Origin of the sequence: Pseudoalteromonas fuliginea (assembly GCF_000690055.1) — a bacterium.
GTDB classification, from domain to species: domain Bacteria; phylum Pseudomonadota; class Gammaproteobacteria; order Enterobacterales; family Alteromonadaceae; genus Pseudoalteromonas; species Pseudoalteromonas fuliginea.
Genome location: NZ_JJNZ01000066.1, coordinates 15,957 through 37,156, shown reverse-complemented (window position 1 = coordinate 37,156; position 21,200 = coordinate 15,957). Strand labels below are relative to the sequence as shown.

General features: G+C 38.0%; 21 protein-coding genes. 10 read left to right on the top strand and 11 right to left on the bottom strand.

The annotated features are described in order from the left end of the window. Positions 1-2: 2 nt before the first annotated feature. The 5 genes from zwf to DC53_RS04230 form a co-directional block, all read right to left on the bottom strand. Positions 3-1,475, bottom strand: coding sequence for a glucose-6-phosphate dehydrogenase (zwf, locus tag DC53_RS04210; protein WP_007375908.1), 1,473 nt, complete (start codon positions 1,473-1,475; stop codon positions 3-5). Between the two features lie 270 nt (positions 1,476-1,745). Then, positions 1,746-3,392, bottom strand: a complete 1,647-nt coding sequence (gene pgi / locus DC53_RS04215) for a glucose-6-phosphate isomerase (RefSeq protein ID WP_033031333.1) — start codon at positions 3,390-3,392, stop codon at positions 1,746-1,748. Between the two features lie 400 nt (positions 3,393-3,792). Then, a complete protein-coding gene (locus DC53_RS04220; protein WP_033031330.1) occupies positions 3,793-6,048 on the bottom strand; it encodes an aminotransferase class V-fold PLP-dependent enzyme in 2,256 nt (751 codons plus the stop codon). Positions 6,049-6,185: 137 nt separating this feature from the next. After that, positions 6,186-7,256, bottom strand: a complete 1,071-nt coding sequence (locus tag DC53_RS04225) for an AI-2E family transporter (protein ID WP_007375911.1) — start codon at positions 7,254-7,256, stop codon at positions 6,186-6,188. Further along, the gene (locus DC53_RS04230) at positions 7,249-7,467 is read right to left on the bottom strand and encodes a hypothetical protein (RefSeq protein ID WP_007375912.1); all 219 of its coding nucleotides are present in this window, start codon (positions 7,465-7,467) and stop codon (positions 7,249-7,251) included. The genes DC53_RS04225 and DC53_RS04230 overlap by 8 nt, the downstream gene beginning before the upstream one ends. Positions 7,468-7,614: 147 nt before the next feature. On the opposite strand from DC53_RS04230, the gene DC53_RS04235 reads away from it, so the two are divergent. The 5 genes from DC53_RS04235 to DC53_RS04255 are packed head-to-tail and all read left to right on the top strand — an operon-like array spanning position 7,615 to position 11,134. After that, entirely contained in the window at positions 7,615-8,280 is a 666-nt protein-coding gene (locus tag DC53_RS04235; protein WP_033031327.1) for a hypothetical protein, read from the top strand. 1 nt (position 8,281) lies between these two features. Further along, entirely contained in the window at positions 8,282-9,739 is a 1,458-nt protein-coding gene (gene bepA, locus DC53_RS04240) for a beta-barrel assembly-enhancing protease (protein WP_033031325.1), read from the top strand. A 53-nt stretch (positions 9,740-9,792) separates the two neighbouring features. Beyond that, positions 9,793-10,140 (top strand): arsenate reductase (glutaredoxin), encoded by a 348-nt coding sequence (gene arsC / locus DC53_RS04245; RefSeq protein ID WP_033031322.1) that lies wholly within the window; start codon positions 9,793-9,795, stop codon positions 10,138-10,140. After that, the gene (gene wrbA, locus DC53_RS04250; RefSeq protein WP_033031320.1) at positions 10,140-10,694 is read left to right on the top strand and encodes an NAD(P)H:quinone oxidoreductase; all 555 of its coding nucleotides are present in this window, start codon (positions 10,140-10,142) and stop codon (positions 10,692-10,694) included. The genes arsC and wrbA overlap by 1 nt, the downstream gene beginning before the upstream one ends. Next, a complete protein-coding gene (locus DC53_RS04255; RefSeq protein ID WP_007375917.1) occupies positions 10,691-11,134 on the top strand; it encodes a DUF2069 domain-containing protein in 444 nt (147 codons plus the stop codon). Before wrbA ends, DC53_RS04255 begins: the two co-directional genes overlap by 4 nt. A gap of 138 nt (positions 11,135-11,272) precedes the next feature. On the opposite strand, the gene DC53_RS04260 is transcribed toward DC53_RS04255, so the two are convergent. Further along, complete coding sequence (locus DC53_RS04260) at positions 11,273-12,610, bottom strand: ankyrin repeat domain-containing protein (protein ID WP_007375918.1); 1,338 nt, start codon at positions 12,608-12,610, stop codon at positions 11,273-11,275. Positions 12,611-12,828: 218 nt separating this feature from the next. Beyond that, a complete protein-coding gene (locus tag DC53_RS04265; RefSeq protein WP_007375919.1) occupies positions 12,829-13,422 on the bottom strand; it encodes an MlaC/ttg2D family ABC transporter substrate-binding protein in 594 nt (197 codons plus the stop codon). A gap of 243 nt (positions 13,423-13,665) precedes the next feature. Here DC53_RS04265 and DC53_RS04270 point away from each other — a divergent pair, with 243 nt between their 5' ends. Next, positions 13,666-14,202, top strand: a complete 537-nt coding sequence (locus DC53_RS04270; RefSeq protein WP_033031319.1) for an acyloxyacyl hydrolase — start codon at positions 13,666-13,668, stop codon at positions 14,200-14,202. Between the two features lie 94 nt (positions 14,203-14,296). Further along, positions 14,297-14,443 (top strand): DUF2897 family protein, encoded by a 147-nt coding sequence (locus DC53_RS21765; RefSeq protein WP_081824590.1) that lies wholly within the window; start codon positions 14,297-14,299, stop codon positions 14,441-14,443. A gap of 36 nt (positions 14,444-14,479) precedes the next feature. Here DC53_RS21765 and DC53_RS04275 read toward each other — a convergent pair whose 3' ends face one another. After that, positions 14,480-15,850, bottom strand: coding sequence for a YjiH family protein (locus DC53_RS04275; protein ID WP_033031317.1), 1,371 nt, complete (start codon positions 15,848-15,850; stop codon positions 14,480-14,482). Positions 15,851-15,916: 66 nt separating this feature from the next. Then, entirely contained in the window at positions 15,917-16,975 is a 1,059-nt protein-coding gene (gene bamC, locus DC53_RS04280) for an NlpB/DapX family lipoprotein (RefSeq protein ID WP_008136468.1), read from the bottom strand. 360 nt (positions 16,976-17,335) lie between these two features. On the opposite strand from bamC, the gene DC53_RS04285 reads away from it, so the two are divergent. Beyond that, positions 17,336-17,869 (top strand): glycine cleavage system transcriptional repressor, encoded by a 534-nt coding sequence (locus DC53_RS04285; protein WP_007375924.1) that lies wholly within the window; start codon positions 17,336-17,338, stop codon positions 17,867-17,869. A gap of 11 nt (positions 17,870-17,880) precedes the next feature. Continuing rightward, complete coding sequence (gene bcp, locus DC53_RS04290) at positions 17,881-18,360, top strand: thioredoxin-dependent thiol peroxidase (protein WP_033031315.1); 480 nt, start codon at positions 17,881-17,883, stop codon at positions 18,358-18,360. A gap of 371 nt (positions 18,361-18,731) precedes the next feature. On the opposite strand, the gene DC53_RS04295 is transcribed toward bcp, so the two are convergent. Then, positions 18,732-19,250: a GNAT family N-acetyltransferase gene (locus DC53_RS04295; protein ID WP_033031313.1), complete on the bottom strand. Its 519-nt coding sequence runs from the start codon at positions 19,248-19,250 to the stop codon at positions 18,732-18,734. Between the two features lie 295 nt (positions 19,251-19,545). Here DC53_RS04295 and DC53_RS21415 point away from each other — a divergent pair, with 295 nt between their 5' ends. Next, a complete protein-coding gene (locus DC53_RS21415; protein WP_050484162.1) occupies positions 19,546-20,172 on the top strand; it encodes a hypothetical protein in 627 nt (208 codons plus the stop codon). A 247-nt stretch (positions 20,173-20,419) separates the two neighbouring features. Here DC53_RS21415 and DC53_RS04300 read toward each other — a convergent pair whose 3' ends face one another. Beyond that, the gene (locus tag DC53_RS04300) at positions 20,420-21,163 is read right to left on the bottom strand and encodes a class I SAM-dependent DNA methyltransferase (RefSeq protein WP_033031311.1); all 744 of its coding nucleotides are present in this window, start codon (positions 21,161-21,163) and stop codon (positions 20,420-20,422) included. Positions 21,164-21,200: the final 37 nt, after the last annotated feature.

Sequence of the window (21,200 nt, the reverse complement as noted above, 5' to 3'; positions counted from 1 at the left end):
ATTTATGCCTTATCGCCCGCGTTAAACCATACATGGCTCTTCTCTGCCAATAACTCATCGGCATCATCAGGACCCCAGCTACCTGCACGATAAAGTGCCGGTTTGCCTTTTTCTTGCCATCTGTCAATAATTGGATCAATCCATTTCCACGCTTGACGTACTTCATCACGATGAATAAATAACGACGGGTTATCAGCAGCGGCATCAAGCATTAAACGCTTGTATGCATCTGAGTGAAAACCGTTACTGTAAGCTTGTGAAAGCTCAATATTCATTGTTACTGGTTCAAGTTGCATTTCCAAATTATCGAGGCGCTTAGACATAAGCGTTAGTTGAATTGTTTCCTCTGGTTGCAAGCGAATAACAAGGCGATTTGGCTCAATATTACCTACGTTATCTTCGTAAATATTATGAGATACTTTTTTGTATTCAACCACAATTTCTGCACATCGCTTAGCCATACGCTTACCTGTACGAAGATAAAATGGAACACCAGCCCAACGCCAGTTATCAATGTGTGCACGAATCGCAACAAAGGTTTCTGTTTTGCTAGAGCCTTCTTTTAGTTCTTCAAGATAACCGGGTACAATTTTACCATTTAAGTCACCAGGCACATATTGACCGCGCACAATATTTTCATCAACATCGCTACCATTCAGTGGGCGAAGTGCTTCTAATACCTTTAGCTTTTCATTTCGGATACTGCTGGCGTTAAGTTTATTGGGCGCTTCCATTGCAACTAAACACAGTAGCTGTAACAAGTGGTTTTGAACCATGTCACGAAGTGCACCGGCTTTATCATAAAAACCAGCGCGGCTTTCAAGGCCAACCGTTTCTGACAAGCTAATTTGGATGTTATCAATAGATTTAGCATCCCACATATTTTCAAACAATGAGTTTGAAAAACGCAGCGCCATTAAGTTTTGTACTGTTTCTTTACCTAAGTAATGATCAATTCGGAAAATTTGCTCTTCATTAAAAAACTCTGCAATTTTTCCGTTAATTGCTTCAGCAGAATCACCGCAATAGCCAATTGGTTTTTCAACAACAACACGTGATGTAGGGGTAATTAAACCTTTCGTAGAAAGTATTTCACAGCAAGTGCCGTATACAGCTGGCGGAAGAGATAAATAAAACACACGCGATTTAGTGCTTTCGTGCTCATCTAAAATGCCTTTTAGCACATCCCAATTATCATCCGCTTCTGTAACATTACTTACTACTGGCACTAAAAAAGTAGAAAACGCTTTCCAATCTTTAGCGTTAAACTCACCTTTGCTTAAAAATTCTTGTAATGCTTTATGCGCTGTTTCTACGTATTCAGCACGTTTAGATTCTTCGCGCACTGTTGGTAGGATACGTGAGCCTTCAGGTAAATTACCTTCTTGATATGCTCTGTACATTGCAGGTAGTAATTTGCGTAACGCAAGATCACCACCGCCCCCAAAAATTATAATATCAAAAGGATTAAGCATAGTTACTCTCTACGTTGTGATACCCAGTACATTTTATAAATGCGCGGGTATGCCTATTTATTGCTAGATTAGATGGCTTTTATAACTGTATTTAAATAAAAGCCTGCTGAATTGTTCTGTATTGATGATTTATTATTATTGTTTATCATTTGCGCTTATTAAATGAGCCTTAGGGGCCCTGTATCTCCTCTCACAAAAATACAGACCCTAAGCACTCCAGCGCTACCCGTTCAAAGGTACTCGGTTTACTTACTTACGTAAGCGAATTTTTTACTGCGTACGGTTTTGCTTGTAGTACGCCATTAAGCCGTTTGTCGAACTATCATGGGCGTGTTTTACGCTTTCATCAGTGAGTTCACTTTCAATTTTAGATGCTAACCCTTTACCTAGCTCTACACCCCATTGATCAAACGAACATATTTCTAAAATAATGCCTTGGCAAAATATCTTATGTTCATACAGTGCAATTAAACGCCCTACTGCTTTAGCATCTACTTTATCTAATAGCATAGACGTTGTAGGACGATTGCCTTGATGAATTTTATGATTTAATAACTCATCTATTTGCGCTTGCGATCTACCCTTAGCGGTTAAATCAGCGGTAACTTGCTGTGCATCTACACCACTCATCATTGCTTCTGTTTGTGCGAAGAAGTTTGATAATAAAATATCGTGATGCTTATCAACATTCACTTGTGGTTTAACTGATGCAATAAAATCTGCAGGTACAATTACATTACCTTGGTGTAAACACTGATAAAACGCGTGCTGACCATTAATACCCGTCATGCCCCAAATAATTGGAACTGTAGTATAAGGTACCGTTTCGCCTGCAAAGTTAACGTGTTTACCATTACTTTCCATCTCACCTTGCTGTAAATAAGCAGGCAACATATGCAGTGCTTGGTCGTACGGTAATATAGCTTGCGCTGTGTAGCCCAAAAAGCTCGTATTCCATACACTAAGCAACGCCATAATTAATGGTATATTTTGCTCAAATTCTGCTGTTTTAAAATGCTCGTCTATTTCAAACGCGCCTTCTAAAATTGCTTCAAAGGCGTCGTAGCCTAAATATAAAGCAATTGGTAAGCCTATCGCACTCCAAAGTGAAAAGCGACCGCCAACCCAATCCCACATAGTGAATACGTTTTCGTCGCTAATCCCAAAGGCTGCCGTTTTTTCTAAATTTGTACTTACTGCAACAAAATGCTTTGCAATTGTACTTTCATCTTTTGCTGTTTGTAAAAACCAATCAACGGCTGTTTTAGCGTTTGTCATGGTTTCTGACGTAGTAAATGTTTTTGACGAAATAACAAATAATGTTGTTTCAGGATCAATGGCTTTTAAAACAGACGAAATTTGTACACCGTCAGCATTAGATACGTAATGAACATTCAATGTATCATCTGCCAGTGCTTTTAATGCCTCGGTTGCCATTTGCGGACCAAGGTTAGAGCCACCAACACCAATACTTACAACATCTTTTACCGCTTTGCCGGTATAGCCTAGCCATTTTCCGCTACGAACTTTTTCAACAAACACTTTAATTTTAGCTAATTCGTTATCTACTGCTTGTGTCACGTTTTCACCATCAACAATGAGTGGTGTATGAGCACGATTGCGAAGTGCCGTATGCAGTACTGAGCGATTTTCAGTGATATTAATTTTTTCACCACTGAACATTTTATCGCGCCACGATGCAATATCGCAATCTTTAGCAAGCGACATTAAGTTAGCAAAAACATCGTTATCAATAAGTTGCTTAGAATAGTCGAATAATACGCCAGGTACTTGAGTAGAAAACTGAGAAAAACGCGTGTCATCTTGTGCAAATAACGTTTTCAGATGTGTTTGTTTCATCTTAGCTGCACTTTGTTCGAGTGCTTGCCAACTTGCTAGTTGCGTTCGGTTAGACATGAGAATACCCTCTAAATTTTTCAACCAATTGATTTAAAAATACTTTTTATAAAATAAAAACGATAAAAATTGCTTATTCACACTAAAATAAAACGCCGATAGTATAACTAAAAATGCAAAAAAGGTGCTGTTTTTATAATTTTAGATGCAGATGATAACGCAATTTTTAGCTTTTGACACCGGTATCATAAAGATTTTATAAATTAATTTACCTGTAATTTTAAAGGCACCTGCCATAGCTTAATTGATTAAAATGAAATATTGATGAATTTTCATAAGCACAATAATTACTTTATATAGTTATTCACTAATTACTGTACTTGTTTGCCTTGCGATCAAATCGACCTTAAAAACAAAAAATCGGCCCTAAAGCCGATTTTGTATAAATTACAATCTTTGTTTAATTGCTAAGCGCTAACCCACCATTTAAATTATAAACAGCTTTATAACCCAGCCGCATTAAATTACTCGCAGCAATTTTTGAGCGGTTACCACTGCGGCATAATAAAATGTATTTGTTATTTTTGTTCAACTGTCCTTCAAATACCGCATTCGCCATTCTGCTAAGCGGTATATTTAATGTTTTTTCATCGAGTATATTAAATAACTGGGCAACATTATTTGCGCCGTGTTCGTATGGCTCGCGTGTATCAATTAAATATACATCGCTGGTGTTTAACATTATTTTAGCGTCATCAAAATTTAATTGCAGTGTATCTACTTCAGGTAGCGCATTTACATAACCGCACAGTTGTGTGTTATTCACTTGTTTTGAAGCATCGTACTGCTGCTTTTCAATTACAAATTCATCAACTGAAATACTGCCGCTCACTAACGCATTGAGTAATGGCGTTTGGCTTTGCTGAACGGCCCAGTTCATAGCAAAACATTGTTGGTAGTCGTGCCCTGAGCAAATAATACTAATGTTATTTAGTTGCTCGCTTATTGCTAAAATAGAGCGAGCCATAGCTTTTGCATCCCCACCCATAAGGGAAGTATTGCCAAGTCCTGCAGGCAGAATTAAATCACCACAAAAACAATAACGCGTTTCGCCACTACTGTTTTTTAATAAATAACTTACGCTATCTTTGCTATGCCCAGGTGTAGCAACTTTTTCAAGTGCGTCATTTGCTAAGCTAATATTTGCTGCGCCTACGGGCCAACCTAGCGAATCAACCTCACCTTTTACAACTCTTGATGCAAGAACGCTGGTTAACAAATTAGTCGCTGACTCTCGCTCTTGATGAAGATGAGTATTAAGCACCGCTGAAATAGTTAGATCTTGTGTATTGGCTATTTTTTCAAAACGCGGAATAAGCTCAATAATCGGGTCTATTATAACTGCGTGTTTATCATCGCTCACATAAAGCCAACTACATGCACCTTGGTGCCTAAATTGAGTAAGGCCCAGTGCGCACACTTCTTGCTGTGGTGTCGTACTGTCAGACACGATTAAACAGTTTGCTTGTAATATTGTTCTTAGAGCGCGAATACGACCACAAGCATTATCAATATCTTGCTGTGTTGCCGCAGGTCCAAACGAAAGTCTAATTGCGTTTTCGCTTTGCCATTTGCTTGCGCCCATTGCATCTAAAACAAAACTTGTTGATGCCCCCGTACTACAAGCCGAGCCTCCACTTACGCGTATGCCCGCCGCATCAAATAAATCAATCACCTCTTTGCTTGTTAAATCGTTAACAGCAAAATTAAGTGTAGTGGGCACGCTATAAGCAAAGTCGTGATTAAATGTAATATTGCCAAAGGTATCTACAATTGCACTTTGTAATTGACTGCGATAGGAATTAAGTACATCAACTGATTTAAATGTGCTGTCTGATTTATAGAGCAACAGACTAAATAGCTTATTTAGCCCTGCAATACCGGGTAGATTTTCGGTGCCTGAACGCATTCCACTCTCTTGACCGCCACCCGCTATAAAAGGTGTATACGCACTGCCACTACGAATATATAAAAAGCCAATACCCTTGGGCGCATAAAGCTTATGCCCCGAAAAAGGGGCGTAATCTATTGTTGTGTCACTCAGCGCGAGTGCCTGTTTACCAAGCGCTTGCACGCAATCCACCATCCACGATACATTTTTATTGCGGCTACGAATTACCTGCTCAATAGCGGGTAAATCTTGATATACACCGGTCTCGTTATTAACGGCCATGGTGCAAATCATCAATGCATTATTAATATGCTCTGCAATAAAATCTAAGTCTAAGATACCGTTACTATCCACTGGAATAGCAAGCACTTCAGCGTTAATGTCAAGTACGCTATTCCAATGTTTAAGTGTATTTGGCACCGCTTTATGCTCAGTTGCGCCATATAATAATACTGGGTTTTTAACTGGGTATTTTTTAGCATTAATAAGCGTAGAAACTACTGCTGTTTGAATGCCTTCTGTCGCGCCAGACGTAAATAAAATATCGCCATTACTTGCGCCGATAACAGTGCGTGCTTTTTGACGTGTTTGTTCTAATAAATGCTTGGCTTGAATGCCTGTAATATGGGGACTTGAAGGATTACCAAAACAAATTTGCATAGTATGAGAAACAACATCAGCAATACAAGGCAACACAGGAGTGGTTGCGTTTGCATCAAGGTAAACTTGTTTTACTGGCTCATCGTGCAATAAAAAATCAGACATTAAAAAACGCACCTTATTACTAAAAAATATATCTTATTACCAATAGTACATAACTTTACAGGTAATGAGTAATAATCAATTAGCACTAGAGGTGCGTTTACTATTCTTTTTTAAACTAAAAGTCTGTTTACCTAACCTTAACCCTGGTTACTTAACTCTTCATGGGTTGACGACCAGGCTGTTATTAGCGCTTTTACTAATGAAGCCAACGGGATGGCAAAAAACACCCCCCAAAATCCCCATAAGCCACCAAAAAATAATACTGCGACAATTATAAACACCGGATTCAAATCAACCGCCTCAGAAAATAACAGTGGCACAAGTACGTTGCCATCAAGCGCCTGAATAATTCCGTAAATAATTAAAATAGTCCAAAACTGCGTTTCTAGGCCAAATTGAAATAGCGCCACGGCCGCTACGGGTATAGTCACAAGAGCAGCACCCACAAACGGAATTAACACAGAAAAACCAACTAACACACCTAGTAACGCCGCATAACGCAAATCTAAAACGGTAAATGCAATAAACGACACACCACCAACAATCAAAATTTCAAACACTTTACCGCGAATATAATTCATGATTTGCTGATTCATTTCGTTCCATACTTGCAAAATTAAGCGTCGTTGTTGAGGAATGAGTTTAGCTACGCTTCCTGTAAGCTCTAACTTATCTTTAAGCATAAAAAATACAAGTAACGGTACAAGTACCAAATAAATTAACCAAGCAACCACATCTTTTAAAGAAGTAAGCGAAAACGACAACACCACTTGGCCAAACTCAATAACTTTAGCCTCTACTGTTGCAACAATTGCTTGTACTTGCTCAGTATTAATCAAACTAGGGTATTGTTCGGGTAAAGCCAACAAGTAAGACTTCCCCTGCTCTACCATGTGTGGGGTTTCTTGTACTAAATTACTTGTTTGTTGCCAAAGTACCGGACCTATAACTAAAATAAGCGTCAGCATAATGCCGGTAAATACCAACATCACAATAACCGTTGCTGTAAAACGCTTTAAACCAAAGCGCTCTAAATGAAGTACAGGCCAGTCAAGTAAATAAGCGATTACAAGAGCAACCAGTACTGGCACTATTAAAGAGCCAAAAAAATAAAGTAAGGCAACCGATGCCAATAATAAAAATAATAAGGTAACCGAATGAGGATCCGAAAACTTTCTTTCGTACCATGTTTTTACATATTCAAACACGTAATGGCTCCACTAATAACAACCCTTGTTGTTTATTTAAATTGTAACTATAAGCATATTTTTTCAAAAATCGTTCTATATCATCAACGTTTTCATCGTTATTTAAACTAAAAGTGATACTTTGTTGTAATGATGATGCTTTACGCAAGCCCAATTTAAACTGAATAAACTGTTGAGGACACCTATAAATTCGCAAATCTTGTTGTAACATACTCGCTTTACCAATTTATTAAAATGAATAATAAGTCACATAATCACGGTCTTATTTTTCTAACACGTGAACAAATGTAACTTTTTCTTAAAACAACCCCTGCAATGGTTTATCCTGTATACCATAGTTAGTAGTAAGGATAAGTTAATGTCTGGCACGCATAATAAAGCGCAACTACCAAGTAATCCAACACTCAAAGAGATTAATTGGTTTAAAAAGCAAATAAATTGGGGGGAGTTACCTCCTTTTTATCATTTAGTTGCTTCCTCAGTCAGCGAATCTGAGGGGATATTAGAGCATGGTTTTGACAACGCTGTTAAACAGCTTATTAATAAACGCAACTGGAATTTAGACTTATTAGAAGGCTATGAAGATAACTTAGGTGAAATCCATACCAAGAATAAGCCTCGAATAGCACTTCATCAAGTGTTTACCGACCGCGGTTTTGAACTTTGGGCGCAACCTTATGCAAAAGACGTAGTCATAGATCAGTATATAAAAGGAAACCGCTTTGTTGAATTTAAAGTATGGGATCCTATTTCAATGAAAAGCCTGATCAGAATAAACCAATTACATAAATTTGTTGGCTTTTATTTTGAAAGTGGCGACAAAGCTGATAAAGCACTTATATTACATGCACACAAAGTAGTTCATAAAATTATTACTTTTTTGCAGCGCGAATTGAACGTTGTAAAGCTTGATGGAGTCACAATAAAAGAACTATACCAATTGTGCGAAAAAGACAGCCGTGCAAGTAGTGACGAAATAGACATTGCCAAAATTGCTATTGGTGAACCAATAAACAAGGAATAAAATGCAGCTAAAATCAGCCTTTATGACTTTATGCAGTGCCGCACTTACATTTGGCCTATTAGTAGGTGAGCCTTTAAAGGCGCAAACCAACTTTACACTTCCTGATTTAGGAACGTCAGCATTACAAGCACTTCCACTTGAAAAAGAACAAGCGATTGGCGAAGTAATGATGATGCAAATAAGAGGCTCATCGCCAGTAATTAACGATCCTGTACTTGATGAGTACCTAACTACGATTGGCCGCAAACTTGTAGCAAATGCTAATGACGTACGCTTTCCATTTTCATTTTTTTGGATAAACAACCCTGAAATTAATGCGTTTGCATTTTATGGCGGACACGTTGGCGTACACACAGGCTTAATTGCTCAAGCCGATAACGAGAGCCAGTTTGCCTCGGTACTCGGGCACGAAATTGCTCACGTAACACAGCGTCACTTAGCACGTAGAATACAGCAGCAACAAGATAACAGTGCCTTGACCATTGCTGGTATGATTGCCGGTATATTGGCAACGGTTGTTGCACCTGATGCAGGTATTGCTATTATTTCAGCGAGCCAAACACAATCAGCTTTTAGCCAGCTAACCCATAGCCGCTCAGCCGAGCAAGAAGCTGATCGTATAGGCATGCAAACACTAAACAATGCAGGCTTTGATGCCCGTGCATCAAGTGAATTTTTAACCAAGCTAGCCGCGCAAATTCGTTACAAATATAAGCCACCTGCATTTTTATTAACTCACCCATTACCTGAAAGTCGAGTATCTGATGTGCGCTTGCGTGCTGAGCAATTTCCGGTGCGTTACCTAACACCGAGTCTTAATTTTAACTTAGCAAAAAGCAGAGTACTAGCTCGCTACGACAATAAGCCTGAAAACGCTGAAGCACTGTTTAGAAAATTAATGCGTGAAAAAAATTACGATAATACAGCATTAAAATATGGCCTAGCTATAAGTTTGCTCGATCAGAAAAAACTTGACGAAGCACAACCTATATTAGATGAACTATTACAAAGTGATCCTAAAAACCTATTTTACATAGATACAAAGACCGACTTACTCATCGCGCAAGAAAAAGCCGATGAAGCGGTTAAATTTTTAGCCGAGTTAAACAATTACCGCCCTAATAACCAAGTAATTACCCTTAATTATGCTAATTCGGCACTGGAAGCTAAACAATATGAATTAGCAGAGAACATACTTAAAAGTTTTTTACTTGAAAAGCCAGATCATAGCCTAGGTAAACAATTACTTGCCGACACTTATAAAAAACAAGATAAACTAGCAGCCTACCACGAGGCTAATGCCGATGTATTATCGCAATATGGTGCTTATTTAAAAGCCGCTGACGAAATCCAAAAAGCACTTAACTTCGTAGAATCAACAGAACTTGTAAAGCAGCAACGATTAAAAGCCTTGCTTACCCAATATCGTCGTTTACAAAAAGAGCTTGCAAGGCTTTAAGTCTGCAAGCGCTTGCCCTAAAATAGGCGAAACTTAATATTTGGATACATTTTATGTCTGTTACTCTTTACCATAATTCGCGCTGTTCTAAATCACGCGAAACACTTGCCTTATTACAAAGTAAATCTGTAGAGCCAACTATTGTCGAATACCTAAAAACACCACTGACTCACGAGCAAATTTCAACCCTTGTAAGCCAACTTGGTTTTTCATCGGCACGTGAACTAATGCGTATCAAAGAAGATGACTACAAAGCGCTTAACTTAAAAGATGAAACGCGCGAAAATGCACTTATTGATGCCATGGTAAAAAAACCTAAACTGATTGAGCGCCCTATTGTTGTTAACAACGGTAAAGCTGCTATTGGTCGTCCACCCGAAAACGTATTAAGCGTTTTATAATGAGCACAACCATAGTGGTACTTTATCACTCTAGCCACGGTTCAGTTGAAGCTATGGCACATGAAATAGCGGAGTCAGTAGAGCAACAAGGCGCAACTGCACTGCTTCGCACGTTTGTAGCTAAAAACACACACGATATCGTAATAACCAAAGATGATTTAATTAATTGCGATGGCCTTGCATTTGGCACGCCAACCCGATTTGGCATGATGGCCTCTCAAGCAAAAAGCTTTTGGGAAACCACCAGCGACTTGTGGCTAAAAGGCCAACTAATCGATAAGCCAGCGTGTGTATTTTCGTCATCAAGTAGTATGCATGGTGGAAATGAAGCAACCTTACTTAACTTATCTCTGCCATTATTACACCACGGCATGATGCTACTGGGCGTGCCATACGATGTGCCCGAACTACTTGCAACACAAACCGGTGGAACACCATACGGTGCAACACACGTCGCTGGCAGCGCTAACAGTGCACAGCTAAGCAAAGACGAAATTAAAATATGCCAAAGCGTTGGTAAACGCCTTACTCACATTGCGAGAAAACTTAAATGAATACAGCTGACAATCCAGCTAAAAAGCCAATTACGATAAAATTTCAACGTGCCGCACTATTTGGCTATGTAGGTTTGCTTGTTCTAATTCCATTGTGGATGTATTTTGTACCCCCTCTAAACGGTAATGCGAGCTTAGTATCTTTATTTTTGCCCATCATTCCGTTACTGCTGCCACTAAGAGGCATTATTAAAGACAACACTTACACCTATGCGTGGGCTAACTTTATTGTAATGCTGTATTTTATTCACGGGCTTACCATGCTCTGGGCGGCGCCAGCTGAACTGATATGGGTATTATTGGAGCTTGTATTTGCATCCGCCATGTTTATTGGTTGTACATATTATGCACGGCATCGCGGTCAAGAACTTGGTTTAAAAATCCGTAAACTTAAAGAAGAACTTGCAGAAGAAAAAGCGGCAAACGAGCACAATAAATAGCGTAAACCATAAGCAAAAAAACCGTGTTTAAAGTTAATTAAACACGGTTTTTTTATAAATAATTTGACTGTTTTTACACTTACAAAAACCTGCTTATATAAGGTCAATTTATTCAAATATTTTATAGGTTGGCATTAGCTAAACTAAATCACTCAAAGCAGTGAGGGTCACAATACCAGCTAAACCCAGCTGAGCAACTAAACTAACCAAAGAAAATACCCTAAGTATAAACAAACCCCAAGGGTGTTTTATATGAGGATATAAAGCACAACGCTTTAGAGTGGTTGCAAAGAAAAAACACACCACTGCAATCATGGTTAACGTAAGCGTTAGTTCGCTTTTTATAGTAATTGTTTCATCAAAAAAGAAAAACAATTGTAACGGTAAAAACAACGTCACAATAGCATGTAAAGCATGCACCTTTTTAATACGATCAAATTGACCTTCAGGCGACAACTCTTTAATTCCAAAGTCACGTTCTAAGCATTTAACTAAGTTATTAGCCTTAATATTAACGGCCAAACGGTAGCAGCTTAACCCTTCGTTGTTACGCGCTCTAAAGTCGTAGCCACTTTTAAGTAACAACACCATTAATGATTCATTTTTAGCAAGTACAGCATAATGTAATGCTGTATTCCCTAAATTGTCAGCCGCTTTTTTATCTTGCTTTGAAAGTAATGTTTCCACAACATTTACAAAGCCTTTTTCAGCTGCCCACATAAATGCTGTTTTATTATTTTCATCGGCAAGAACACCGGTAGCACCTTGTTCAATAAAGCGCATAGCCATGGTTTGTTTGGCTGTTTTTTTACGCAAGTGAGTTAATAAAGCTTTCTCTAAAAGAACAACAGAATCAACGTCAGGAGATACCTGCGTAAGCAACGTAAAATAGTCTTTACCCGTTGCCACTTTTTCGCTAGCAAGTTCACAAAGCACATCTAAATCAGCAATAGACTCTGGAATAAATGCACTTAAGCGTTCTCTAAAATCAACTTCTTTCCAGAGTGATAGCGTGTCAACAGCAGAGAGTTTACTGCCATTATTTAAGGCATGTTCAATTAACGTAAAATAACGCTTACTAAAAAACAAACCGAGTAACGACAGAGGCGTACTAATATCATTTTGCGTGGCAATACTTGCGTACTGCTCTAATCGCTCGCAAAGCATTAGCACTAAACTTTCAGGGGTATATTCATTATCGTAGTAGTGGCTTTTAACTGCACTAATATACGCTTGCGCATCTTCGTCATATTCAGAAATATGTTGAAAAAAGCACTCTTCAAAAGGTTCAAGTGGAGTTAGCCACGCCAAATAATAAATAGGCGGCAAAACAGTGGTGCAAACACCATCATCTTCATTAGTAGAACGACAAGCAGGCCAAGCTTCTAACGCATCTAAAATAAAGGCACCGTTTTGTTCTACAAGTCCTTTAATCAGTAACGGGTATTCCTTTGGCCAAATCAGTACATTTTCCATTAAAACAACACAACTCCAGTGTAGCTCGGGTAAGTGGTCAGTTATAACAGTTTTTAGCTGACACCACGCTTAATCAAAGAACTGATATTCTACCACACCTTGATCGCCACGCTAGAGCAAAGTCGATGAATAAATGAAATTATAAAAACAACCAAGTACATAAGTACTTGGCTGTTTTTGAGGTTGGAGTTGGGCTTAATCAGAGCCAGACAAAATCGTTATTTATTTTTTAACTCTTTAGTAACTTGCTCTAAACCTACATCTGAAATACGTTGGATAATCTCTTTTTGCTTAGCGCTTAATAACGAAATACCCTCAGCAACAATATCGTATACTTTCCACTCATTGTTTTTACCTAATCGAAGCTTAAAGCTTAAATCTATTGTTGGTGCATTAGGCTCTATAATTTGTGTATTAACCGTTGCATACTCAGAATCGCTTATTGCATTATTACGTTCAAATACAACCTTTTGACCCGTGTATTTCATCAATGCACCAGCATAAGTACCCGTTAAATAATGCTCTACTGCATCTATAAATTGAACTGCTTGCTCGCGCTCAATCCCTTTAATATGCTTACCTAATAATTTAAACGAGACAAACTTAACATCAATATGTGGCATTAAACGTTTTTCAACAATCTCAGACATTGCTTCTTTACTTGCATTCCCTTTTGCATTTACTTTGCCTATATCGGCGAATAACGTATTAGCAACTGATTCTAAAAGTCGATCTGGGGATTGCTGTTCTTGTGCAAAAAGAGAACTGCTTAAAAATGCAGTGCCTAGCAGTAATAGTTTAATTAGTTTCATAATAAGTTTTGTCTGTGTGATTAATATGATTGTAATTTACGCGAACTATACGCAATAAAAAAGAAGCAAATAAGCAACTTATTAGTGCCTAAACAGCACCAATAAAATAACTAAATATAATTCAAGTAGTTACTATTTTATATTAACACCTCATAAACAACCGGCATTTTGTCCTCATTGAATTTGTTAACTGCTCGCCCTTATCATTTGGATATCACTTTGAATTAAACAGAATTGGTATCTATGAAAACGTCACTTAAAATATTTTTTATCTCTTTTTTATTAGTAATTTCGTCTTTTGGCAAACTTGCTTTTGCCCAATCGGATCACGGTTACGCTGTAGACTTTCTTAAAGGCGAAGGTAATGTCAATGGCGTAAAAATAGCCTACCAATACCATGCGCCTAGTATGCAAAGCTTCATTGGTGATGCGCGATTTTATTTTGAGACAAGTGTAAATATGTGGGAATATCGGCACGGCGATGAAACACAATCGAACATAGTTTTAGCCATGTCGCCTGTATTACAGTTTCCGGCGTTTAGTTTCAATAACACACCATTTTACGTTGAAGCTGGTATTGGTGTGTCATTGATTGATGAAACTCAATTTGCAGGTAAAAACATCAGCACCCACTACCAGTTTGAAGACCGTATTGGCCTTGTTGCCGACCTTGGAAAAACCAACGTGGCACTTAGAGTTATTCACTATTCAAACGCAGGATTTAAAGAGCCAAATCCAGGCCTTAATTTTTTAACGCTTTCGATCGCTAGGCGTTTTTAAAAGCAATTTATTGGTTGTATTTTTTAGTTGTTTTATTGATGTTATAGCGTGAAACGGTCACACTTAAACGTACTAAATATTAAGTGATACTGCGATGCAAACTTGGCATATTGTAATTATTGTCGCCGTTGTTTTTACCATTATCATTGGTAATATTGCGCTGATTAGACTCTCTGCAAAACAGGAGTTTAAAAAGCCCAACGCCAATATAAAAAATACAACAGATACAAAAAAGCCCTGATTAATCAGGGCTTTTTAATTCATTAAATCGTTCTATTTAACCAACTAACCAATGCGCCATAAAAGCAATAATTGGTAGAGTAATTAACGTTCTCAAAATAAATATCACAAACAATTCAAATATATTAACCGGTATTTTGCTGCCTAACAGCAACGCACCAACTTCAGACATATAAATAAGTTGAGTAACACTCATAGCTGCAATAATAAAACGCGTTACATCGCTCTCAATAGTACCGGCTGCTAATATTGACGGAATAAACATATCAGCAAAACCGACCATAATAGTTTGTGCAGCTGCTTCAGCCTCTGGTACTTGCAGTAATTCTAAAAACGGAATGAATGGCATCCCCAAATACTGAAAAATTGGCGTGTATTCAGCAATAATTAACGCAAAAGTACCCACAGCCATAACCACTGGCAACACAGCAAAAACCATATCCAGTGCATTATGTACGCCCTCTTTAACAGTACCGACAAAACCTGGGGCTTTATCTGCTTTAGCGAGCGCAACATCTAAAGAATGGCCAAGCAGTGTTTTACCCGTTGGAACTAACTCCGCGTTAGCATCAGGCTTTGAGCCATCAATTAATACATCCTTTTTAAAGCGTAATGGAGGTAAACGAGGCACAATAATAGCAGCCACAACACCCGCTAAACATACCGTTAAATAAAACGGTGCAAATAAGTACTCAAGTTTAACTTGGCCAATAACTACTAAACAAAAAGTAATAGATACAGCGGAAAAAGTAGTGCCGATAATAGCGGCTTCGCGTTGTGTGTAGTGCTTATCTTCGTATTGGCGAGCCGTCATTAAAATACCTACGCTACCATCACCTAACCACGATGCCACACAGTTAACAGCGCTGCGCCCTGGTACACCAAACAAAGGTCGCATAACTTTCGTTAATAAAGTCCCAACAAGCTCAAGCAAACCAAAATTAAGTAATAAAGGCAGTAACAGGCCAGCAAGTATAAATACCGAAAACAATACAGGCAGTAAATCATTTAACACCAATGCCCCTGTATTTTCAGAAATAACGGCATGTGGCCCTACTTTTAAATGCGTCATTAACACAAACACAGTGCCAAATAAACGCGTAACCAGCCAAATCCAACTAACGTTGAATAAGTGATTTAAAAGTGGAATTTTACAAATAACTTGCGGTTTAAATACACTTACAACGAATGAAAGTAAGCCCGTAGCGCAAATAATTAACGTAATAATAGCCTGTGCTGAATCTGCAAAAAAAACTTGCATTGCTTTAGCCATCATAGCGATAGGAATGGTCATTACTTCACCGGTAGAAACCGGTGTCATAAACAAAAAAACACCAATTAGTGAAGGTACTAAAAACGTAAACCAAGTACGCCAATCGTACTGCGTAGAAGTCGGTAATTGAGACATATTTTTAACCTATAAAAACCACAAAAAGAGCTTAGCGCTCTTTTTGTAGTAAAAATTTATTCTTATTTAAATTTTAATGCCGCGCTGAATGAGTGCCGCTTCTAATGCTTGTTGTAAACCGTTCATAGTACCTGGTTCAAGCGTTTCGCCTTTATCATCCATCCACGTTAAGCTTGTACCACCTTCTTTAGTTTTACTCACTAAAATTTGGTATTGCCCTTCATCAATAGGTAATTGAGTAACTTCGTCGCCCCAAATAGAATCCCAAACGCTGCTCTCTGGTGCTTTATAATCAGCTGTGATTAAACCTGTATCTTGGTTAATTTCAACAATAGTGAATGACAAACGCTCTAAAAAGCCAGAGAAACGGTCAAATACAGCATCGTAAGATTGCTCAGTAACCAGTGCCGCATTGCCTTTATTATCAAAGCCCATTTCAAGTGAAATAATACCTTGGCGTTTACGTAAATCGACTTCTAACTGACGGTAACGGTAATCAAATTCACTCACTACTTGGTTAAGCGCGCGCACTTCTAATTGCTGCTTAAGTAAATCGGTTAATGCGTTATCACCTTTAAAATCAATTAAATCAACACGCAAAGACGCAGTTCGCTGATGTGATTTTTCTTCAATAGTAAACTTGAATTTTTCTAAATCAGCATTCTCGTCACTGCCCCAAAGCCAGCTTTCTTCTGTTTTAATAATTGAATACCAATCAGTTTCAATAACACCTAACAGTTTATCTTCTTTGGTTGCACTTACGTTATTGTCAGCTAAAACGGCTTTAATTGAATCCCAAACAAATTCATCTAAATCGTCAATGCCATCATTTTTATCAAAATAAACACGAGCCAGTTTATCTGTTTCTTCAACCCAGCTGCCCTTAGCTACCGTAAGAACCTGAGCAGGTGGACGATAGTTTGTAGCCACAGGGTTATTATCGTATTGACCTATATCCATTTTATAAACGGGATCTTGGGCTGGTTGCGATAGAGACGCTGGCGCTTTAACTGGCTCATGCGTGCGGTAATTACGCTCATTATGTGCATCGTTAGTAAATACACTACACCCTGATAAACTTACCAATACACTTACAGCAAGTGCTTTTGGGATCCAATACTGCACAGATATTTCTCCTTAGCATACCCTTTAATTGTTTTAACAAGTATATGAGTGGGTTATGCCGATTTGGTTCAGTGTAAAATCAATATTAACTTTACATTTATTATTTGGCTGCCTAATTGCAATAAAGTTCAGCACTTCAACTTAGAAAAAATCTAAGTGCAAATAAGCAAATTTTAGCTATGGTACTTTCCTGTGCCAGTAAAAACAAGAAACACCGCACTTTAAAAGCGCTTAATTAGCCCGCATTGTAGTTTATAGAGTGTTTTGTGTTAAACTTCGCCGCCGTGCAACTTCTCAAGTGTATTTAGTTGCGTTGCCCATTGCGTTGTTATAATCCAAGTAACTTAGGTATTTTAACCCATGACTGCATTTTCAAATCATCAAATTGTGTTAACTGCTATTGGCGAAGATAGGCCGGGTATTGTGAGCGAACTTACACAATTAGTTAGCGACTGCCACTGTAATATTATAGATAGCCGTATCGCTATTTTAGGCTGCGAATTTACCTTTATAATGTTACTCAATGGCGACATGTCAGCTATTAGCCGTATTGAACACGTACTCCCTACTAAAGCCATGGAACTTGGCCTGCTTACCATGATGAAGCGCACCGCCAGTCATACACCCAGTGAATTTTGTGCCGGTTATACCCTCGAATACACAGGGATCGACACACCGGGGACACTAAGTAAAGTAACGCGCTTTTTTGCCGACAGCAACATTAGCATTTGCTCACTAAAATCAGATACCTACTCTCAAGAGGACGACATTAAAATGCGTTGTGAACTTGAATTCAACATACCGGTTGATGTAGATATAGATCAATTTAAAATTAGTTTTGAGAGCCTTTCTCACACGCTAAACGTAGATTATATTTTTAAACGAATTCGTTAAGGATGCTAAACATGAACACAATTAGTCCATTACAAGCTGGCGATACAGCACCCGCTTTTAGCCTACAAAACCAAAACGACGAAACAGTAACATTAAGCAAGCTGTTAAAAGAACAACAAGTACTTGTATACTTTTACCCTAAAGCCTCTACACCGGGTTGTACGGTTCAAGCCGAGAACTTACGTGACCAACAAGCAGAGCTTGCTAAATTTAATACCCGCGTTGTAGGTATTAGCCCAGATCCAATTAAGCGCCTTAAAAACTTTGAAACTAAAAAAGAGCTTAATTTTGACCTATTAGCCGATGAAGACCACGCCATTGCAGAAGCGTTTGGTGTATGGGGCTACAAAAAGTTTATGGGTAAAGAGTACGATGGTATTCACCGCCTAACGTTTTTAGTAGGCCAAGACGGTAAAATAAAACACCTATTTGATAAGTTTAAAACTAAAGATCACCATCAAGTAGTGTTGGACTATCTTGCAGCAGAGTAATCTCGCAACAGGATAAGCTAGCGGCTGAGTAAGTTAACTACCAGCTATTAGACAAATACAGAAAAGCGTTGCTCAAGGGCAACGCTTTTTTTATGCTAGTTATTAAATATTTAGTTAAGTGAAAGCATGATTGAGGGATAAGTTGGTAGTCAATAATTTTGATGTATGAAGTCAAGGTTTGGCCCCTTTGGTTTCTGTAATTAATTACGCCTGCCCTGCCTGTAAGAAAAACTAAGTAATGCGCTTACAATTTGAATCTAGGTAGTTATAAGCTCCCCACTAACGATTGTTATAATTGTGGGAAAGAGATTGATGAGAAAAGTCATTAAATAGACAGAGTTATTACTGGAGAGTCTGGTATTCAGGGTTATTCATAAAGCCACTTGATATATATTAAGTTGTTGTAGTGTATTATCAACCGATACAAAGTTTGGAATAGTACCAACTAAACTTGCACCTGATTTTAAAGCAATTTTAATGCTAGCTACATTTTGTTCTAAGCATCTAAACTCAATTACTTTAGAGCTTGTATTTTTGAGTATGCTTGGCACTCTTGCGATTACTTGACTGATAATACCATTTCCTTGTGCATCACTACTTAACCAGTAACCAAGCTCCGCTACATTCAACTCAGGACAAATAGACTTAACTGCAAAAATGCCACTCAGATTATCTTTATAATAAATTTTAAACCACCGCGAACTATTAAGCCCGCTGTTTACTCTGTCGAGTATGTACTTTTTAGCTGATTCAATATTGTTTACCCCTTCTACCCAAGGCAAAAATTCACCTAAACTTGCCCGACTTAAATTAACAGTCTTTAAAATGTCCGCAGCATCGCTTTCCACTAAAGGAGCTAATTTAATGTGTTCCGCAATTTGGATATGCAAGTGTTCTTCCTTGTGAATATTGATTTTATAGTTGTAAGTTTAAAACTAAAGATCACTATTAAGTAGCCCCAAACTTATTTAACGGCTGAATAGCCTTTGAGCTATTAAAAATATACAGAAAGGCATTACTCTAGAGCAACGCTTTTTTATGTTATTTACTCACACTTTGATTAAATAAAAGCATGATCGAGGGATAAATAAGCAAACAATAATTTTGATGTATAAGGTCAATATTTGACCACTTTGATTTCATATTCAATATAACAACATAATATTTATATAAGGAAGATAGATTATGGTGATTTTTATTTTAGTTCTACTAGGGGCTTTTCTATTGTTGTATTTCATAGCTTTAAAGCAAAAAAGAGATATTAATAAGCAGATAAGAAAACCTGATACAAAGATAGTTTCTCTTAGTGGACTAAGAGAATCTAAATATACAGGGGAATTGTTTAGTGGTAGCACTACTACTGAGGATCATTTAGGCAAAGCCGCAGAACTGAAAAAAAATGCAAAAGTTGCTATAAAAAACAAGTTATTTGATGAAGCATGGAAGTTACTTCAAAAACAAAAAATGTCATATATGAAACATGCAAATAATGCAGGTTTCACTGCCAAACAAGTACTTGCGCTAGATGCCACAGTGCATGTAGATTTAGCTAATATATTGCGTATGGAAAATAAACATACAGAAGCATTGATTCACATCGTATATTGGGTTGCAAACAACTACGATAATATGACTAAAACACAAGAACAAAAACTTACTGCGTATTTTAACAGAAGCAATTTAAAGCTAACTTCTATTGAAGAAGCTAAAATTGCTATTTCCTCTTTAGCTGAAAATCCAGAATACGTCAATGCTCAAGAGCTTGTTTCAATTTGGGTAGCTAAGGAAGATAGTATTTCTAAAGAGCCATAGAGCCATAGTAGAGCCATAGGGGTCAGAGCCAAATGGGTCAAATTTTGACTTCATACATTATAATTAATTAGCTGTTTATATTCGCCGAAACTCAAATAGGTGTCGGATGGCGCTTCGCTTATCCGACCTACGTTTTCAAATATATAATGCGGGGTTATTGGGCCGTGGGTATTGGAGGTTCGTTGGAGCTCGTTGGGTTTCGCTGCGCTCTACCCAAACTTGTATCTCTTCTTGATGAATGTTCGCCTTAAATTTTTACGCAGACGAAAATGGCGTTGCCTGAGCGCTGTGCCCATGGGGTTATTTTGTCGTAGTCATGTTCAAATATGTGGATTTCGAAGTACGGTTTTAGGGCTTCTTTAAGCTCGGTATAACTAAAAGCAACCATTGGGTGCTCGTCGTGCCATACAAGTGTTTTGTCTGCGGTGGTTTTTTCTATGCTGAGTTTTAATAACTGTTTACTGCCGCTGCCACTATAGTGCCAGCCAGAGCGAAATGTGAAGAAGCTATTTTCGCTTGTTGCGGTGTGCTCTACAAATGAATCGCTGTCGATTTTGTTTTTATCAACCGTGTTAAAGCAAAATATTCCACCTACGTTTAATGCGCTGTGTACGCTAGCAAGGCATTCTTTTAACTTATTAATGCCGTCGCAGTAATGGATTGAATACAAAAAGCAGGTAATTAAATCTAAGTGCTCGGTGACTTTAAATTCACTCATGTTTTGCAACGAAAATTGCGCTTCTGGGCAACGAAATTTTGCTTTATCGAGCATTGGCTGGTTTAAATCAAGCCCACTACTTTTATAGCCGTTATCAATAAAGTGGCGTACATGCGGGCCGGTGCCACATGCTAAATCTAGATGGGTGTTTGCGCCATTACCAAAAATTTGGTGCAGCCTGTGAATAGAATTGCTTTGGGCTTGATAATCTATATCTGCGCACATTAAGTCGTAGTAATCAGAAAGGTCGGTGTAAAGCGCGTTTGCGGACATATAAGCCTAATGGTAAGTAGTAGAATATTTTTAAGTC

Excerpts from the sequence above, each read along its gene's own strand:
- zwf (WP_007375908.1), bottom strand. The coding sequence starts at position 1,475 with ATGCTTAATCCTTTTGATATTATAATTTTTGGGGGCGGTGGTGATCTT.
- pgi (WP_033031333.1), bottom strand. The coding sequence starts at position 3,392 with ATGTCTAACCGAACGCAACTAGCAAGTTGGCAAGCACTCGAACAAAGT.
- DC53_RS04220 (WP_033031330.1), bottom strand. The coding sequence starts at position 6,048 with ATGTCTGATTTTTTATTGCACGATGAGCCAGTAAAACAAGTTTACCTT.
- DC53_RS04230 (WP_007375912.1), bottom strand. The coding sequence starts at position 7,467 with ATGTTACAACAAGATTTGCGAATTTATAGGTGTCCTCAACAGTTTATT.
- DC53_RS04235 (WP_033031327.1), top strand. The coding sequence starts at position 7,615 with ATGTCTGGCACGCATAATAAAGCGCAACTACCAAGTAATCCAACACTC.
- bepA (WP_033031325.1), top strand. The coding sequence starts at position 8,282 with ATGCAGCTAAAATCAGCCTTTATGACTTTATGCAGTGCCGCACTTACA.
- arsC (WP_033031322.1), top strand. The coding sequence starts at position 9,793 with ATGTCTGTTACTCTTTACCATAATTCGCGCTGTTCTAAATCACGCGAA.
- wrbA (WP_033031320.1), top strand. The coding sequence starts at position 10,140 with ATGAGCACAACCATAGTGGTACTTTATCACTCTAGCCACGGTTCAGTT.
- DC53_RS04255 (WP_007375917.1), top strand. The coding sequence starts at position 10,691 with ATGAATACAGCTGACAATCCAGCTAAAAAGCCAATTACGATAAAATTT.
- DC53_RS04260 (WP_007375918.1), bottom strand. The coding sequence starts at position 12,610 with ATGGAAAATGTACTGATTTGGCCAAAGGAATACCCGTTACTGATTAAA.
- DC53_RS04265 (WP_007375919.1), bottom strand. The coding sequence starts at position 13,422 with ATGAAACTAATTAAACTATTACTGCTAGGCACTGCATTTTTAAGCAGT.
- DC53_RS04270 (WP_033031319.1), top strand. The coding sequence starts at position 13,666 with ATGAAAACGTCACTTAAAATATTTTTTATCTCTTTTTTATTAGTAATT.
- DC53_RS21765 (WP_081824590.1), top strand. The coding sequence starts at position 14,297 with ATGCAAACTTGGCATATTGTAATTATTGTCGCCGTTGTTTTTACCATT.
- DC53_RS04275 (WP_033031317.1), bottom strand. The coding sequence starts at position 15,850 with ATGTCTCAATTACCGACTTCTACGCAGTACGATTGGCGTACTTGGTTT.
- DC53_RS04285 (WP_007375924.1), top strand. The coding sequence starts at position 17,336 with ATGACTGCATTTTCAAATCATCAAATTGTGTTAACTGCTATTGGCGAA.
- bcp (WP_033031315.1), top strand. The coding sequence starts at position 17,881 with ATGAACACAATTAGTCCATTACAAGCTGGCGATACAGCACCCGCTTTT.
- DC53_RS21415 (WP_050484162.1), top strand. The coding sequence starts at position 19,546 with ATGGTGATTTTTATTTTAGTTCTACTAGGGGCTTTTCTATTGTTGTAT.
- DC53_RS04300 (WP_033031311.1), bottom strand. The coding sequence starts at position 21,163 with ATGTCCGCAAACGCGCTTTACACCGACCTTTCTGATTACTACGACTTA.